We start from the raw sequence: 15,539 nt of genomic DNA, 5'->3' as shown, positions 1-15,539 counted from the left end.
GGTGCGTTTTCCGATGGCTGTGGCGCGTGCGGCCGGACGGTCGGTGCGGCAGGCCGGCCCAGGTACCCTCTTTAGCGATGTCTACTGAAGAGTTGTTGCCGATCACCACCCGCAAGCTGGTGGGCTGGTCTCGCACCACCCCGATCGAGGGTCACGTCCTGTCCACGCCGTATCCCGAGGTCATCGCCGAGGCGGTGGCGCGGGTCGCCGACGACAACGCGGACAAGCCCGATTACCTCAAGCGCGGCGTCATCGCCCGAGGTCTCGGCCGGTCGTACAACGAGTCGGGCCAGAACAGCGGCGGGCTGACGATCGACATGACCCCGCTCACGCGGATCTACGCGATCGACGACGAGTCGGCGACGGTCGACGTCGACGCGGGCGTCTCCCTGGACACGCTCATGCAGGCCGCGCTCCCCCACGGCCTGTGGGTACCGGTCCTTCCGGGCACCCGCCAGGTCACCGTCGGCGGCGCGATCGCCCACGACATCCACGGCAAGAACCACCACAGCCAGGGCAGCTTCGGCAACCACGTGGTCGAGATGCAGCTCCTGGTCGCCGACGGGCAGATCCTGACGCTGACCCCCGCGGGCTCGAGCGACGACCCCGATGGCGAACTCTTCTGGGCGACGGTCGGCGGCATCGGCCTGACCGGCATCGTGCTGCGTGCGCGAATCCAGATGAAGCGCACCGAGAGTGCGTACTTCATCGCCGACACCGCCCGCACCGGGTCGCTGCAGGAGACCCTCGACCTGCACCTCCAGGACGGCTTCGAGGACGGATACGAGTATGCGTCCGGATGGTTCGACACCATCAGCGCGCCCCCGAAGCTCGGTCGGGGCACGTTCTCGCGCGGCAATCTCGCTCGCGTGGACGAACTCCCGGAGAAGTACCGCGAGAACCCGTTGTCGTTCAACAACAAACCGCTCGTGCGGTTCCCCGACATCTTTCCGCGAGGGCTGGCCAACAAGTTGAGCTTCTCCGCGGTCGGCGAGGCGTACTACCGGATCGGGCCGCCCAGCGAGGGCAAGGTCAAGAATTTGGCGCAGTTCTACCACATGCTCGACGTCTTCGGTGACTGGAACAACGCCTACGGTCGCGGCGGCGGCTTCTGCCAGTACCAGTTCATCGTGCCGACTGGCAACGAGGGCGAGTTCACCGCGCTCATCGAACACATCCAGGCGTCGGGCCACGTCAGCTTCCTCAACGTCATCAAACTGTTCGGCGAGGGCAATCGGGCGCCGTTGAGCTTCCCGTTCAAGGGTTGGAACGTGTGCCTCGACTTCCCCGTCAAGGCCGGTCTCGCCGAGTTCCTCAACGACCTCGACCGTCGTGTGATGGCGATGGGCGGGCGTCTCTACACCGCCAAGGACTCGCGCACCTCCGCGGAGAGCTTCCACGCGATGTACCCCGAGATCGACAAGTGGATCGCCACGCGGCGTCGAATCGACCCCAACCGAGTGTTCATGTCGGACATGGGCCGCCGACTCGAACTCGCCTGAGCACCAGCAATTTCCGACGCACCCGTGCGCACCCGACCTGCACGTCACCGAAAGCGAGTACACACATGATGAACGCCGTGGGCGTCCCCCAATCCATCCTGGTCCTGGGCGGTAGCTCCGAGATCGGGCTCGCCATCACCGCCGAATACCTGAGCAAGGGACCGGCCCGGGTCATCCTCGCCACCCTGCCGGGCGACCCGACCGCCGCGGCCGCCGTCCAGACGGCCAAGGACGCCGGCGCCACCGAGGTCACCCAGATCGACTTCGACGCCCGCGCCACCGACACCCACCGCGCCGTCATCGACAAAGCCTTCGCCGACGGTGACGTCGACGTCGCCATCGTCGCCTTCGGCATCCAGGGCGACGACGAACAGGCCTGGCAGGACCACGGTCTCGCCGTCGCCGAAGCCGAGATCAACTACACCGCCGCCGTTTCCGTCGGCGTCCTGCTCGGCGAGAAGATGAAGGCCCAGGGCCACGGCCAGATCATCGCGATGAGCTCGGTCGCCGGTGAGCGCGTCCGCCGCAGCAACTTCGTCTACGGCTCGACCAAGGCCGGCCTCGACGGCTTCTACCTCGGACTCGGAGAGGCGTTGCGCCCCTTCGGTGCTCGCGTCCTCGTCATCCGACCGGGCCAGGTCCGCACCCGGTTGTCGGCACACGTCAAGGAAGCACCGCTCACCGTCAACAAGGAAGACGTGGGCCGCCTCGCCGTCGCCGCAGCCACCAAGGGCAAGGAGATCGTCTGGGTCCCCGGGCCGTTCCGCTACATCATGATGGTGCTCCGCCACATCCCGCGGCCGGTCTTCCGCAAGCTGCCGATCTGACGCTGCAACACCGAGTCTGAGTGGGACGTGATGAACCGACCTGACCCTTCGAGGCTCGCTCCGCTCGCACCTCAGGGAGCAGAGGGGGACGCACCCACCGCACCCCAGGGAACAAAGGGAGACGCACCCACCGCACCTCAGGTAGCAGGCGCGTCCGGATACGGGCGCGCGGCACTGGGGTTGCTGGTCGCCGTCGTGGTCGGCGGGGTCGTGTCGATGGCGGGCCTGACGGCGATCGACACCGTCGACTGGCCGGCGTTCAACTCCTCGAACGTCACCCGGTCGCTCACGACCGCAGGACAGGTGCTGGCCATCGCCATCCTGGTGGTCGCCGCGTTGCTGTACCGATACGGCAGAGCCCGCCTGCTGGTGCCTGCGCTGTCCGCGGCCGCGATGTCCGGGTTCGTCACGGTGACCATCGGGATGCCCCTGGGCGCAACACGTCTCTACCTCTTCGGGTTGTCGGTCGACCAGGAGTTCCGCACCGAGTACCTGACGCGGATGACGTCGAGCCCGCATCTGGCGGACATGACCTACACCGACCTGCCGCCGTATTACCCGGCCGGATGGTTCTGGTGGGGCGGCCGATTCGCCAACCTCCTCGGGCAGCCCGGATGGGAGGCGTACAAATCCTGGGCGATCGTGTCGATGGCGGTGGCCGCGGCCGTCGGCGTCGTCCTCTTCATCCGGATGTTCGGCGCCGATCGCGGTGTGGCCCTTGGCCTCGCGGTCACGACCGTCACGCTTCTGTACGCCTCGCCGGAACCGTATGCCGCAATCCTGGTGCTCATCGGGACGCCGATGCTCATCACACTGACCTATGCGCTGCGGGGTCGCACGCGCGCCGCCGAGGGACCGACCGGGCCGTTACGCGGCACGACGAGCTGGCCTGCGGTCGTGGCTTCGGGTGTGTTCCTGGGGATCTCCGCCGCGACCTACACCCTGTACACCGGACTCTTCGCGCTCACCGCGATCGTCCTCGCCGGCTACTTCGTCCTGCAGGGCTGGTTTGCCGCGGGCAACAAGGCCACCCTGTCCGCCACCGTGAGGTCTCGTCGACGCGCGGTCGCGCTGGCCGTCATCGGTCGGCTCGTCGCCGTCGGGGTCGTCTCCGGCCTGATCGCACTGCTCGTCTGGGCGCCCTACCTCTGGGCCCGGATCACCAACACCCCCGCCAGCGGCGGTACGGCCGAACACTATCTCCCCGAACGCGGTTCGGTCCTGCCGCTCCCGATGTTCGGACTCGATCTGCTGGGCGCGATCACGATGGTCGGGCTCATCTGGATCCTGCTGCGATTCCGCACGCGCACCGTCGCTGTCGCCATGGGCGCCGTCGTCGCCACGGTGTATGTGTTCTGCCTGCTGTCCATGCTGATGACCGCGCTCGGGTCCACGCTGCTGTCGTTCCGTCTCGAGCCCATCCTGGTGGCGGCGCTCAGCGCGGCCGGCGTCTTCGGCGTCGTCGACATCGCGCGCTGGGCGGTCCGCCGCCTGGGCGACGTACGCGTGGTCGTGGGTGCGCTCGCGGTCCTGTCCGCGATCGCGATGGCGCAGGGCATCCCGGGTCATCTCGCCACCGAGATCACCACCGCCTACACCGACACCGACGGATACGGCGAGCGCGCCGATGCCCGTCCGGCCGGAGCCGAATCGTACTTCGGCAAGCTCGACGAACTGATCCGCGAGCAGACCGGTAGGCCTCGCACCGAGAACGTGGTCCTCACCGCGGATTTCGGCTTCCTCTCGATCTACCCCTACTGGGGTTTCCAAGGACTCACCTCGCACTACGCGAACCCGCTCGCCGAGTTCGACAAGCGCGCAGCCGCCATCGCCCGCTGGGCGGAGACCGAGAACGCCGACCAGCTCGTCGACGCGCTCGACCGGTCACCGTGGGCGCCGCCGAATGTCTTCCTCTTTCGTTACAGCGCTGACGGTTACACACTGCGGCTCGCCGAGGACGTCTACCCGAACGATCCGAACGTGAAGCGCTACACCGTCACCTTCGATCCGACGGTGTTCGACGATCCGCGTTTCCAGGTCACCGAGGTCGGGCCGTTCGTCCTCGTCGTCCGGAGGTGAACCGGATGCGCCTACCGTTCGACCGCACCCGCCCGATGACGGTCACGAGCCTCGACGGCGAGTCGTCGACAACACATTTCGTACACACCGACGTCGTGAATTGGGTTCTGCTGGAACAGGACGGGCAACTGACCCTCATCGACGGCGGATATCCGGGTCAGGCCGATCAGGTCGTCGACTCCATCGAACGGATCGGTCGCTCGCCCCGAGACATCCGCGGCGCGCTGCTCACCCATGCCCACGTCGACCATGTCGGCGGCCTCGCCCGACTGCAGGCGCGGTTCGGCTTCGACGTGTACATGGACCGCGTCGAGGTGGATCATGCGCTGCGCCGGCACATCCAGCAGGCCGATGCGCGGGATCTCGCACCGCAAGCGGTGAATCCCCGGCTGTGGTCGTGGCTCGCCAAGACCATTCCACTCGGAGTCCTCGATCGCTCAGGGCTCGCCGAGGCATCGCCGTTCCCCACCGATCGGCAGCAGCCTCTCGACCTCCCCGGCGCGCCGGTACCGGTGTCGAGCCCCGGCCACACCGACGGTCACAGCGCCTACCTCGTCGCGGACGGACGAGCCCTGGTCTCGGGTGATGCGCTGGTCAGCGGCCACGAACTCTCGCGATCCACCGGGCCGCAGTGCATTCCCTCGCTGTTCCAGCACGACGAACCCACCGCCCGTCGTAGCGTCCAACGGTTCATCGATCTCGACGCCGACATCCTGCTGCCCGGACACGGTCCTCTCCATCGCGGCAGCGTGGCCGCGGCAGCACGAGAGGCGCTGTCGCGCTGAACCGTGCGGTGCGGCTGGACCGCTAGTCCTCGAAGCCGACGAAGGTGGTGGCCTCGTCGACCGACTTGCGTTCGGAGATCACCGAATTGGCGGGGAACGTCTCGTCGGGCCAACCCAGCGCGATGCTCTTCATGATGACCTGGTCGTCCGGGATTCCCGCGTGCTCCCGCACCACCGGCGACTGCATGATGCCCTGACTGTTGATCACCGCACCGAGCCCGCGCGACCAGGCTGCGTTGACCAGCGCGGTGGAGACCGCGCCACAGTCGAAAGGCGTGTCGTCGCTGCCGTCCAGAATCCGGTCGTAGGTCACGATCACGCAGACCGGGGCGTCGAACTGGCGAAAGCCGCGCACACCCAGTCGAGCCGCATCTCCGTGTCCTCACGAGCGATGCCCATGGCTCCGAACAACTGCTTGGCGACCTGGACCTGGCGGTCGCGGTGCGGGCCGGTGAACTTCTCCGCACCCGTCCGGAACTCTCGCGAATGCGGCACACCGGCCAGATTGCGCTCGGTGTTGCCCGCCCGGATGAGGTCCAGCGGTTCACCAGTGATGACGTGGAAGTTCCAGGGCTGGGTGTTCATCGACGACGGGGCGCGCATGGCGAGGGCGAGGATCTCCTCGATCAGCTCGCGCGGGACGGGGTCCGGCTTGAATCCCCGGATGCTCCGACGGCCCATGATCACATCGTCGAACTGCACGTCAACCTCTCCTCGAACGGTCCGAGACGCCCCGTTGGCCGGGTTCCGGCCTGGTCCCGGACGCGACCGGCCGACTCCACTGTACTGAGCGCTGGTGTTACCCCCGCCACGTTCCGTCCCTCCGACCGTGCCGAGCGCACTTACAAAGGGTAGGTTTACCTGAATAGCTGACGGGACCGGGGGAGGGGCCGAGTTCCGCACGGCGTGGCATCGTCGCCCGGGCTCGAGCACCGCGGCCCGCCCATGGCCGTAAACACTCCCGTCACTTGGGGAAGTTCGAGGACATGACCAACGACAACTGCCTTGATACCAGTCTGTCTCCCACACCCGGCGCACCCGAAGCCGACGAGACGACCACCGTGGCCGCGCGGTGGCGAGCCATTGCCGCGAGCCGCGGCGATACGGTCGCGATCCGGACCCCGGAGCAGTCGATCACCTTCGTGCAGGCGGCTTCCCGCGTGGAGCACCTCGCGCAGGAGATCGCCGCCTCGACCCCGGCCGACACCGCCGTGGCCGTGGCCATCGAGTCCGACATCGACTCGGTCGTCGCGATGCTCGCCGCCCTGTGCTCGGGGCGTCCCCTCGTTCTCCTCGACCCGTTCCTGCCCGACGATCGGCGCGAGACCGTTCTCCGCCTCTCCGACGCGCGCCTGGTGGACTCCGCGGACCGCGGCGCGGCGATCGCCGGGTCCGCACCCGAAGACCCGAGGGTTGTCGAGCCCGACGACCCGGCCGTGCTCCTGTTCACGTCGGGTTCGACCGGCACCCCCAAGGGCGTGGTGCTGTCCCAGAAGATGCCGGTCAATCACGCGCGTGACGGCCGGCGGTTCATGGGTCTCGGCCCCGACGACCGAGCAGCAGTGCTGCTCCCCCTGAGTTTCGGCGGCGGCCTCGACGCCATGGCGATGAGCCTCCTCAACGGTGCGACGATGCTGCTGTGGGATGTCCGGCGCCGCACCACCACCGGGTTGCGCGACTGGCTCGCCGACGAGGGTGTGACCACGGCGCACTGCACACCATCACTGTTGCGTTCCTGGGCACGGGAACTCACTGTCGACGACGCCATCGGGAGCCTGCGACTGTTGTCGACCTGCGGCGAACCGACGCACCGCGGCGACGTGCTCCTCGCCCGCGACACCCTTGCTCCCACCACGGTCTTCTGCTGCTGGGCCGGCGCCTCAGAGGTCGGCAACCTCGCGTTCAATCTCTTCCCGCCGGAGCGGGAGGTCGAAGACGGGGCCATCCCGGTCGGCACCCCGGCATCGGACAAGGACGTCCGGATCGTCGATGAGAACGGTGACGATCTGCCCGCAGGCACGACAGGTGAGGTCGTGGTCGAATCCGGGCACGTCGCGTCGGGATATCACGCCGATCCGACGATGACCGCAGCGCGCTTCGAAACCCTCCCCGACGGTCGAACCCGCTACCGGACAGGTGATCTGGGTCGTTTCAACGACACCGGCGAACTCGTGCTGCTGGGTCGCGGTGACGATGCGATCAAGATCCGCGGCTATCTCGTCGAACCGCTCGAGGTGGAGGCCGCGATCCGCGCCCTACCCTGGACGACCGACGCCGTGGTCACCGCGAACCGGGACGAGGGGCGTCTCACCGCCCACGTCGCCGTCGACCCGGAGAAGTGGTCGCCGTCACCGGCAGAGATCCGCCGCGAACTCGGCAAGTCGTTGACGCCGTGGATGATTCCCCGCGACATCGTCATCGTGGCCGAGCTCCCGCGCAACGAACGCGGCAAGGTGGATCGGGCGGCGCTGCCTCCGCCGGCCCCGCGGCCGGAGCACGAGCCGCCGCGCGGGATGACGGAGATGGCGTTGCACCGATTCTGGTGCGAGATCCTCGGACTCGACACCATCGGCCGCAACGAGGATTTCGTGGAGCTCGGCGGCGACTCACTGGCCGCGGCGAAGATGCTCGCGGAGGTCCAGCATCACCTGCAGCTGGACGTGAACACCGCGATGCTCGCGGAGGCGCCGACCATCGCCTCGTTTGCCCAGAGCATCGAGTCGGCTGCGAAGCAACGGGCGAAGTCCGCGACCGGTGCAACGCTGGTCCCCCTGCGCAAGGGCACCGGCACCCCGATGTTCCTGATCGCCGGAGCCGGGAGCCTCGCCACGAGCCTCACGCCGATCGTGCGCGCACTCGCCACCGACCTACCCGTCTACGGCATCCAATCCAGGGGAGTCGAGAAACGGGGTCGTGCAGACCATTCCGTGCGCGCCGCCGCGCGCCGCGCGATCACCGACATCCGCTCGGTCCAACCGCACGGGCCGTACCAGATCGGCGGGTACTCCCTCGGCGGATTCGTCGCGATGGAGATCGCCGCCCAGCTGACCGCGGCGGGCGAGCAGTGCGGTCCGGTCATCGTGCTCGATTCGCTGTTCGACCCGGCTCTCGCGCGCCGTGTGCGAGGCGACAAGGTCGGCATCGCCGCACGACTCCGTTCCCGGCGCGCGGCGGCCACGGGGAATCAGCTACCCGACCGCACCGGTGACGACGAGAAACCGGCGGCCGCTCCATTGCCCCAACGCGTGATCCAGGAAGCGGTGCTGGCCGTGCTCGTCCGTACCGCGGGGCTCGTCCGATTGTCGACGCCCGTGCAGTGGGTCGTGTTCTTCCGGCTGGGCACCCGCATGATCCGTCGATACCGGCCGCGTCCCTACGACGGTGCGGTGGCGGTCATCCGCGCCCGGACCAACCCCGACGATCCCGGACTGTGGCATCAGATGTCGTCGGGCGAGGTGACCTTCCGAGACGTCGGCGGAGACCACATCTCGATGATCCGCGCCCCGCACGCCGCGGACACCGCCCGTGCGATCGACGAGGCTCTGGGGTCGGTCGAGCACTAGCCGCGGCTTCCGGCGGCGAGCCCGCCCGCCCCCTCCTCAGGTGCACACCCACCCCCGCCCCCGCTCCCCGAGGTGCGAGCGGAGCGAGCCTCGAAGGGCGCGCTGCGTGAGGGCGCTGACCCCTTCGCGGCTCGTCGCTTGCGCTCCTCACACCTCAGGGATCGGCGGAGGGATGCGACTCAGCCCTCTTCGGCGCGCGACTTGATGTTCGCCAGACGGCGATCCCACCCGCGCCCGATGGTGTCCAGTTGCCTTGCCACCCGCGACAACTCGGCCCCCACCGCCTCGTATCGGATCTCACGCCCGGCACGGGACGACGTCACCAGACCCGCCGCGGTGAGCACCCCGAGATGCTTCGCGATCGCCTGCCGGCTGATCGGGAGTTCGGCCGCGAGCCGCGATGCCGACGCAGGTTCGGAGCCCAGTTTGGTGAGGATCTGCCACCGGCTCTCGTCGGACAGCGCCGCGAAGATCTCGACCGGGGCGAGGTCAGGCATGGACGCTTCCACGCGCGAGGTAGGCGCGTGCCAGGTCGAGTTCGATGGTCCACCCCTCGTTGTTGCCGTCGAAACGCGCGCGGCGTTCGGCAACCGTTCCGGGTAGCGACGCGAAGCCGGACTCCACGACCTCGAGGACAACACCGGAATCCGACGGGGTGATCCAGAACTCGACGAGCGTCGAATCCGATCTGGGGTCAGCGGCATCGGCAAGCCAACGGAACGCGGCATAGCGCGGTTCGTCGAGTTCGACGGTGCGAAAGGTGAAGGCGCCGTGTACCGGATCGTGGATGGTTGACAGGTCTCCGTCGCGTTCGATCCGATGATCGGTGATGGCCTTGTCGTTGATGAACCAGCCGGGTTCACTGATCAGCGACCACACCCGATCGGCGGGTGCGTCGATCTCGATCCGCCTCTCGATCCGGTCGAATTCGGCTGTTGCCGAATCGGTCACGTTGCTCGCTTGCGTGTTCTCACTCATCGGTACTCCCTCGCTGCGGTTGTTACTACTGCAACCCTATGGTTGCACTAATACCGTCACGCCGCAACGGTTCGGAGCAACAGAACCACCTTCTTCGCAGATGTGTCGAGACGCAGATCGGGCCCTAGCCCCCGGCCGGAGCGGATTGCCGGGCAGGCTCGGCCGGGAGGTGCCGAACCGGGCAGCCACCGGCGAACGTGCCGAGCTTCTCGATGTCGAAGCCGTTCGGATAGCTGCGAATTCGCGGCATGTCCGACACGTGCTGCGGCGTGCGACGGGCCGGCAGGGCAGCCACCAGTCGGCCACGCGCCTTGAGTCCACCGATCGACAGCAACCGCGCGACACGTCCGGGTCGCCGGTAGCGGAACGACTCGAGCAACGCGTCATCCATCAGCGATCGACTGAAGACGTCGATCGCCGGCGCGAGCGGCCTGGGATAGAACGACGCGAGCAGGCTCTTGGTGGCATCGGCGACGCGGCGACCACCGTCGTCGAACGCGAAGTGCTCGCGCTCGTAGGCATCCATCAGGGTCTCGAAGCCGCGGTAGTCCTCGGGGATCTCCTTGATCCCCATGTGCCGGCCGAGGGTGCGGTAGTAGTTCACCGACGCGGTCACCTCGTCGTCGGTCAGGGCCCGCCAGCCGTAGTCGTCGATCCAGCGCTTCGGGACGACCACGAATGTCGACAGGACGTACCGCATGTCGTCGTTGCTGATGTCGTACATCCGGTGCATCTGGTTGATCCGTCGGATCGCCGACTTCCCGCGACTGCTGTCGAAACCGTCCAGGAGCGGCACCTCCAACAGGAGCGAGGTGTCGTCGTAGCGCTTCTGCGTGTCGGCCGTGAAAGCGCGCGTCTCGTCGAGCAGCCGACCGATGCTCGGCACCGCGTACGTGCGGAACAGCGCGAAGCTCAGCGCTTGATTGATGTCCCACGGGAAGTCGAAGGTCGACAGATTTCGGTAGATCTCGTGGAACTGCGTCTGCGGATCGAGTCCCTGGTTACGGGTCGCCTTGCCCATCGCATCCTCCTCGGTGAGTGCCACGTCACTGTAAGTCGACTTATAGAAATGTGCAAGGCGTCACACATACCGCTGTCATCGCGACGCGGAGGTACCTCGGGCACCGCTGTCGGTTCGTGCAGACTGGGCTGATGGCCCCCGGCAAGAAGGCGAAACCGTCGGAGTACACACAACGGCGCTACCTCGACGCGGGACTGGCCATTCTCGCCGAGCGCGGTCATGCCGGCTTGAAGCTGGCGGCACTCTGTGACGCGACCGGCACGACGACCGGGAGCTTCTACCACGCGTTCGGCAGCTGGGCCGACTTCCGATCAGCCCTCATCCGCTTCTGGCATGACGAACAGAGCCAGCGGTTGATCGCCGACGCCCGTGACATCGCGGACCCCCGAGAGCGCCTCGACGTCCTCACCGGTATCGGCCTACGGCTACCGCACGCAACAGAGGCTGCGATCCGGGTGTGGGCGGCTCACGACCCCGAGGTCCTCGCCATTCAGCAGACCGTGGACCACGAGCGTCGCGACATCATCGCCGCCACCTACGACGAGGTGATTCACAACCGCGACGAGGCCGAGGAGTTCGCCACCGCGGCAATGTATCTGCTGATCGGTTTCGAGAGCGGCACGCTACATTCGCACCAGGCACTCGCCAGGGGTTTCCGCACGATCCTCGACCGCGCTCTCGAATCAACTCGCGACTCAACATGACTCGGCCCGCCGCGAGGTGTAGCGGCAAACCCTCCACGGATGGACACATCCACCCGCCATTCGGGTGAGGGTCTGTCCATCGGTGGTGGGTTCAACCAGGGTCAGTCGACGAGTTCGGCGAGCCGTCGGATCGCGAACTCGTAACCGCGGATTCCGTACCCGGCGATGACCCCGGCGGCGATCGGTGACACATAGGAGTGATGCCGGAAGGCCTCGCGCTTGTGCACGTTGCTGATGTGTACCTCCATCACCGGAACCCCGGGGACGACCAACGCGTCGGCGAGTGCGACCGAGGTGTGGGTCCACCCGCCGGGATTGATGACGATGCCGCTGATCTCCCCCACGGATTCGTGAATCCAGTCGAGCATCTGACCCTCGTGGTTGGTCTGCACCGCACGCAACCCGAAACCGAGTTCGGAGGCCGTGCGCTCCGCGAGATCGACCACGTCGGCAAGGGTGTCCGAACCGTAGACGGCGGGCTCGCGAGTGCCCAGTGTGTTCAGATTGGGCCCGTTGAGCAGCAGGATCGGCAACGGCTCGGGCGCGGCGGCATCGGACATGGGCTTCACCTTACTGGCCCTGACCTGGCAGTCGGCGCGTGTGAACGTGGCTGCTGACGGAGGCGGACAGGACGGATCGTGCCGGTAGCGCCACCGACCGGTGCGAGACAGCCCACGGGCTACCATCTCTCTTTGTGCCAGCGCAGACCGTTCGACGAGCGAGAATCGTCGCCATCGTCACCGGCCTGCTCGGGTTTCTGCTGGCCCTCGCGACCCCCCTGATGCCGGTACAGCAGAAGACCGCCGAGATCGACTGGCCGCAGAACGGACAGATCGGTTCGGTCGCCGCGCCGCTCATCGGTTACATGCCGGTCGACCTGGACGTGTCGATCCCGTGCAGCGCCGTCGGCGACCTGCCGCCCGGCGGATCGGTCCTGCTGTCGACCACCCCCAAACAGGCGGAGAAGTCAGGCGAGCGCGGCCTGTTCATCCGCAAGACCGGTGCACCTGACGCGCCCGCCGACCGGCAGGGCGTGGAAGTCGTCATCCGCAACGTCCCGCTGGTGTCGGCGACCCTGCAGGACATCCGCGACCAGGGTTGCCGCGAGATCGTCGTCCACGCCGACTCCGACGCGGTGACCGCCGAGTTCGTCGGAATGACCAGCGGCGTCAAGAACGACGACGGCGAGGACGAGCCACTCGCCGGTACAACAGAGGACAAAGAGGCCTTCAAGTACTGGCCCGACCAGCGTCCCCAGGTGACCGGACTGTTCACCGACCTCACCGGCCCGGCCGCCGACATCGCCGGCCTCGACGCCCACGTCACCGTCGACTCGCGCTACAACACCGCCCCGACGATCTCCAAGTGGCTCGTCGTCATCGTCGGCGTCGCGTCGACCCTGCTGTCCCTGGCCGCGCTGGCAGCACTCGACGCCACCGACGGCCGCCGCCACCGGCGTATCTTCCCCGCCCGCTGGTGGCGGTTGAACGCCCGGGATTACGTGGTGATCGGCGCGCTCATCCTGTGGCACATGATCGGACCCAACACCTCCGATGACGGCTACCTGCTGACGATGTCGCGAGTCGCGCAGGACAGCGACTACACAGCCAACTACTTCCGCTGGTACGGGGCTCCCGAGGCACCATTCGGCTGGTACTACCAGGTCTTCGGACTGCTCAGCCATGTCTCGGTGGCCAGCCCGTGGATGCGGATACCCGCCCTCCTGTGCGGAATCCTCGTGTGGCTCATCGTGAGTCACGAGGTGCTGCCCCGGCTCGGACGGGCGGCCCTCACCCGCCCGATGGTCGCCTGGACGGCGGCCTTCACCTTCCTCGCGTGCTGGTTCCCCTTCAACAACGGCCTGCGTCCCGAGCCGATCATCTGCCTCGGAGCGCTGCTGACCTGGTGCTCGGTGGAACGCGCGATCGCCACCGGGCGGATGCTGCCGGCCGCGGTGGCCTGTCTCATCGGCGCCTTCAGCATCGCCGCGGGGCCGACAGGCCTGCTCGCCGTCGCCGCCCTGATCTCCGGTGCGCGACCGATGATCATGGCGTTGATCAAACGCGCCCGTGCCGTCGCGGCGACGTCGGGCAGTTCCTTGCGGTGGTCGTTCGTCGCACTCATCGCGCCGATCCTCGCGGCCGGCACCTTCGTCGTCTTCGTCGTGTTCTCGAACCTGACACTGCGGTCGTTCGCCGAGGCGTCGAGCATGAAGTCGGCGCTCGGACCGTCGATGAGCTGGTACAACGAGATCGGTCGATACTCGGCGCTGTTCGCGTTCTCCGCCGACGGCTCCATCGCCCGCCGTTTCGCGGTCCTGGCCATGATCCTGGGTCTGGTGGTGTCTGCGGCGGTCCTCATCCGCAAGAACCGCATTCCCGGCACCGCCATCGGCCCGACACGACGGATCGTGGCGATCACCTTCGCGTCGCTGGTCTTCCTCATGTTCACACCGACCAAGTGGACACATCACTTCGGAGTGTTCGCGGGTATCGCGGCGGCGCTGGCCGCGATCGCCGCCATCGCCGCGAGCCAGCAGTCGATGCACTCGCGGCGCAACCGGACCCTGTTCTGTGCGCTCGTCCTGTTCATCGGAGGACTCGCGTTCACCGCACCCAACTCGTATTACTACTACTCGGCATGGGGTATGCCGTGGGGCGTCGAGCAGGTCGCGATCGGCGGCATCATGCTCGGCAGCGTGCTGCTCTATGCGGCGCTGGCCCTGCTGCTGGTCGCGCTGTGGTTCCACTTCCGCGAACCCTTCACCGGAACCGACCCCCACCCGCACCTCGTCGACGACGCCGCCACCGGCGCATCGCACCCGCGCTGGTACCGGCGGCTGTTCGCGTCGATGGCCGCGGCCCCGCTCGCCTACCTGGCGATGGCGGTCGTCGTGTTCCAGATCGTCACCGCGATCTTCGCGGGTATCCACCAGAGTTCGTCGTACTCGGTACCGCGGTCCAACCTGGCCGCCGTCGCGGGCAAGCCCTGCGGGATGGCAGACAAGGTCTGGGTGGAGTCCGATCCCAACCGCGACATGCTCCGGCCCGTCGACGCCACGCTGGACAATCCGCTCGGCGGCCCGCCGCCTGCCCCCGGGACCGCACCCACCACCTCCGGCTTCTCCCCCAACGGAGTCCCCACCGACCTCGCCTCGACTGCCAGCGAGGGATCGCTGGGCGTGCTGTCGGGCAACGTGTGGGCCGACCCGGACATGGTCAACTCCAACCCCGGTGGCACCGGCGGCGGCGAGATCGCCGAGCCCGGCGTCAACGGCAGCACCGCGGCCCTGCCCTTCTTCCTCGACCCCGCATCGACCCCTGTCATGGGCAGCTACTCCAAACTCGACCAGGTCCCGGCACGGATCACCTCCGGGTGGTACGCCCTGCCGTCGGACTGGCGCGACCGTCCCCTGCTGACGATGTCGGTGGCCGGCGAGTACGACAACCCGAACGTGATGCTCGAGTACACCGCGCAGCCGCTCGGACCGGACACCCGCGACGGGGACCTCGAGGCCGCGGGCGAGACCGAGCTCATCGACCCGGGACCGCGGCCGGCGTGGCGCAACCTGCGCTACAACACCGACGAACTGCCCTCGGACACCACCGCGGTACGGATCGTCGCCACCGACGACAACCTCGCCGAGGACCGCTTCATCGTCCTCACCCCGCCGCGCGTCCCGCAGATGGACACGCTGCAGGACGTGGTCGGCGACACCGACCCGGTGCACGTCGACTGGACCTCGGGCCTCGCGTTCCCATGCCAGCGGCCGTTCACCCACGACGTCGGGGTCGCCGAGATCCCGAAGTGGCGCATCAAACCGGGGTCGGATCTCGCGGCCGCGGTCTCCGCATGGCAGAACAGCTTCGGCGGCGGCCCGCTCGGCTGGATCGAGGTCTCCCAGGAGGCGACGGCGCTGCCGACGTATCTGATGGCCGACATCGGTCGCGACTGGGGCGCTCTCGAGCGCTACGAACCGTACGGCGGCGTCGACACCCTCGCCGAGATCGAGGAGGGCACCCGAACCCGCAGCGGGTTGTGGAGTCCCGCGCCGCTGCGGCACTGAGCGGTCCGGGGTGG

The 15,539-nt window shown here is 67.7% G+C and carries 13 protein-coding genes; 7 read left to right on the top strand and 6 right to left on the bottom strand.

Annotated features, from left to right (window positions below; genetic code table 11):
• Positions 1-77: 77 nt before the first annotated feature.
• From ACSUZC_RS01345 to ACSUZC_RS01330, 4 genes are all read left to right on the top strand, one after another.
• A complete protein-coding gene (locus ACSUZC_RS01345) occupies positions 78-1,502 on the top strand; it encodes an FAD-binding protein (RefSeq protein ID WP_439031152.1) in 1,425 nt (474 codons plus the stop codon).
• 65 nt (positions 1,503-1,567) lie between these two features.
• Positions 1,568-2,329: a decaprenylphospho-beta-D-erythro-pentofuranosid-2-ulose 2-reductase gene (locus ACSUZC_RS01340; protein WP_439031151.1), complete on the top strand. Its 762-nt coding sequence runs from the start codon at positions 1,568-1,570 to the stop codon at positions 2,327-2,329.
• 30 nt (positions 2,330-2,359) lie between these two features.
• Positions 2,360-4,408 carry a galactan 5-O-arabinofuranosyltransferase gene (locus ACSUZC_RS01335; protein ID WP_439031150.1) on the top strand — a complete coding sequence of 683 codons (2,049 nt, stop codon included), beginning with the start codon at positions 2,360-2,362 and terminating at the stop codon, positions 4,406-4,408.
• A 5-nt stretch (positions 4,409-4,413) separates the two neighbouring features.
• Positions 4,414-5,193, top strand: a complete 780-nt coding sequence (locus ACSUZC_RS01330; protein WP_439031149.1) for an MBL fold metallo-hydrolase — start codon at positions 4,414-4,416, stop codon at positions 5,191-5,193.
• A gap of 22 nt (positions 5,194-5,215) precedes the next feature.
• Here ACSUZC_RS01330 and ACSUZC_RS01325 read toward each other — a convergent pair whose 3' ends face one another.
• Positions 5,216-5,512 (bottom strand): nitroreductase family protein, encoded by a 297-nt coding sequence (locus tag ACSUZC_RS01325; RefSeq protein ID WP_439031148.1) that lies wholly within the window; start codon positions 5,510-5,512, stop codon positions 5,216-5,218.
• Positions 5,509-5,895 (bottom strand): nitroreductase family protein, encoded by a 387-nt coding sequence (locus tag ACSUZC_RS01320; RefSeq protein WP_439031147.1) that lies wholly within the window; start codon positions 5,893-5,895, stop codon positions 5,509-5,511. The genes ACSUZC_RS01325 and ACSUZC_RS01320 overlap by 4 nt, the downstream gene beginning before the upstream one ends.
• A 284-nt stretch (positions 5,896-6,179) precedes the next feature.
• Here ACSUZC_RS01320 and ACSUZC_RS01315 point away from each other — a divergent pair, with 284 nt between their 5' ends.
• Positions 6,180-8,756: an AMP-binding protein gene (locus tag ACSUZC_RS01315; protein WP_439031146.1), complete on the top strand. Its 2,577-nt coding sequence runs from the start codon at positions 6,180-6,182 to the stop codon at positions 8,754-8,756.
• 179 nt (positions 8,757-8,935) lie between these two features.
• Here the strand turns inward: ACSUZC_RS01315 and ACSUZC_RS01310 are convergent, their stop codons facing one another.
• The 3 genes from ACSUZC_RS01310 to ACSUZC_RS01300 all read right to left on the bottom strand — a co-directional run bounded on the left by ACSUZC_RS01310 (position 8,936) and on the right by ACSUZC_RS01300 (position 10,755).
• Positions 8,936-9,253: an ArsR/SmtB family transcription factor gene (locus ACSUZC_RS01310; protein WP_439031145.1), complete on the bottom strand. Its 318-nt coding sequence runs from the start codon at positions 9,251-9,253 to the stop codon at positions 8,936-8,938.
• Positions 9,246-9,734 carry an SRPBCC domain-containing protein gene (locus ACSUZC_RS01305; protein ID WP_439031144.1) on the bottom strand — a complete coding sequence of 163 codons (489 nt, stop codon included), beginning with the start codon at positions 9,732-9,734 and terminating at the stop codon, positions 9,246-9,248. The genes ACSUZC_RS01310 and ACSUZC_RS01305 overlap by 8 nt, the downstream gene beginning before the upstream one ends.
• A gap of 124 nt (positions 9,735-9,858) precedes the next feature.
• The gene (locus ACSUZC_RS01300; RefSeq protein ID WP_439033233.1) at positions 9,859-10,755 is read right to left on the bottom strand and encodes an oxygenase MpaB family protein; all 897 of its coding nucleotides are present in this window, start codon (positions 10,753-10,755) and stop codon (positions 9,859-9,861) included.
• A gap of 131 nt (positions 10,756-10,886) precedes the next feature.
• Here ACSUZC_RS01300 and ACSUZC_RS01295 point away from each other — a divergent pair, with 131 nt between their 5' ends.
• Complete coding sequence (locus tag ACSUZC_RS01295; protein WP_439031143.1) at positions 10,887-11,459, top strand: TetR/AcrR family transcriptional regulator; 573 nt, start codon at positions 10,887-10,889, stop codon at positions 11,457-11,459.
• 101 nt (positions 11,460-11,560) lie between these two features.
• On the opposite strand, the gene aroQ is transcribed toward ACSUZC_RS01295, so the two are convergent.
• Positions 11,561-12,019 carry a type II 3-dehydroquinate dehydratase gene (aroQ, locus tag ACSUZC_RS01290; RefSeq protein WP_439031142.1) on the bottom strand — a complete coding sequence of 153 codons (459 nt, stop codon included), beginning with the start codon at positions 12,017-12,019 and terminating at the stop codon, positions 11,561-11,563.
• Between the two features lie 134 nt (positions 12,020-12,153).
• On the opposite strand from aroQ, the gene ACSUZC_RS01285 reads away from it, so the two are divergent.
• Complete coding sequence (locus ACSUZC_RS01285; protein ID WP_439031141.1) at positions 12,154-15,525, top strand: arabinosyltransferase domain-containing protein; 3,372 nt, start codon at positions 12,154-12,156, stop codon at positions 15,523-15,525.
• Positions 15,526-15,539: the final 14 nt, after the last annotated feature.

Origin of the sequence: Gordonia terrae (assembly GCF_051789125.1) — a bacterium.
Classification (GTDB): Bacteria; Actinomycetota; Actinomycetes; order Mycobacteriales; family Mycobacteriaceae; genus Gordonia; species Gordonia terrae_A.
The sequence above is the reverse complement of the archived record's forward strand: the minus strand, read 5'-3'. Positions and strand labels throughout refer to the sequence as shown.